Annotated in this window: 3 tRNA genes; all 3 read left to right on the forward strand. The window is 52.1% G+C overall.

The features are described 5' to 3' along the window. Positions 1-79 precede the first annotated feature (79 nt). The 3 genes from SAY88_RS24745 to SAY88_RS24755 all read left to right on the forward strand — a co-directional run bounded on the left by SAY88_RS24745 (position 80) and on the right by SAY88_RS24755 (position 376). Positions 80-154: transfer RNA gene (locus SAY88_RS24745), tRNA-Gln, on the forward strand. A gap of 57 nt (positions 155-211) precedes the next feature. Next, positions 212-284, forward strand: a tRNA-Lys gene (locus SAY88_RS24750). A 17-nt stretch (positions 285-301) separates the two neighbouring features. Then, a tRNA-Gly gene (locus SAY88_RS24755) sits at positions 302-376 on the forward strand. Positions 377-455: the final 79 nt, after the last annotated feature.

Raw genomic sequence — 455 nt, forward strand, 5'->3', positions numbered from 1 at the left:
CGAAGTGGCTAAACGCGGCGGACTGTAAATCCGCTCCCTCCGGGTTCGGCGGTTCGAATCCGTCCCCCTCCACCATTACTGGGCTATCGCCAAGCGGTAAGGCAACGGATTTTGATTCCGTCATGCGTAGGTTCGAATCCTGCTAGCCCAGCCATTTTCTTTTAGATGATTGCTCTGTTAAAGAGTTAAATGATCTCCATTTGAATGTAACGAGCCATTAGCTCAGTTGGTAGAGCATCTGACTTTTAATCAGAGGGTCGAAGGTTCGAGTCCTTCATGGCTCATCATTTATTTTATACTTGCGGAAGTAGTTCAGTGGTAGAACACCACCTTGCCAAGGTGGGGGTCGCGGGTTCGAATCCCGTCTTCCGCTCCAAGAAAAATGGGGCCTTAGCTCAGCTGGGAGAGCGCCTGCCTTGCACGCAGGAGGTCAGCGGTTCGATCCCGCTAGGCTC

The organism is Halalkalibacter flavus, from assembly GCF_036663575.1.
GTDB lineage: Bacteria > Bacillota > Bacilli > Bacillales > Bacillaceae_D > Halalkalibacter > Halalkalibacter flavus.